Origin of the sequence: Burkholderia sp. A2, from assembly GCF_001729305.1 — a bacterium.
Taxonomy (GTDB): domain Bacteria; phylum Pseudomonadota; class Gammaproteobacteria; order Burkholderiales; family Burkholderiaceae; genus Burkholderia; species Burkholderia sola.
The window spans coordinates 446-926 of the sequence record NZ_LZXX01000168.1; the positions used below are offsets into that span (position 1 = coordinate 446).

Below are 481 nucleotides of genomic sequence, written 5' to 3' on the forward strand. Positions count from 1 at the left end.
GAGCGCGGCCGTGTCGACCGACTGCGTGTTGTATTCGCGGTCGAACACGAGCCAGTCGGCCGACGGATGGTCGAGTTCGGCGGCGATCTGCCCGGCGAGGAACATGCCCTGCTCGTCGAGCTTGCCGTGCTCCTTGCCGTCCGGCCATACCGGCAGGTGCTTGCGCATCATGCTCGGGAAGATCGGCGCGTCCTTCAGGCTCGAATAGACGTCGTCGTCATAGGCGGTCTTGCCGCCCACGCGCACGTAGCGGAAGGTGCCCCACGGATCGCGCTCGAGCGGGCCCGTGACCGCGCCGTAGCGGATCACGTCGTCGCGAAACTTGAGCGCGTTCTTCGCGAAGCGGAAGCGCGCGAAGTCGTGATAGATCAGGATCGCGACCGCATGGCCGAGATACGCGGGCGTCTTGCCGGCCGGCAACAGCATGTCGTCGCCGTAGAACGTCGGGAACGCGACGCCGTCGCGCGCGAGATCGTCGGCC

The 481-nt window shown here is 67.2% G+C and carries 1 pseudogene; it reads right to left on the bottom strand.

Annotation, left to right across the window (positions count from 1 at the left end):
- A pseudogene (locus A9Z05_RS33745) lies at positions 1 to 481 on the bottom strand (xanthine dehydrogenase family protein molybdopterin-binding subunit); the annotation flags it as partial.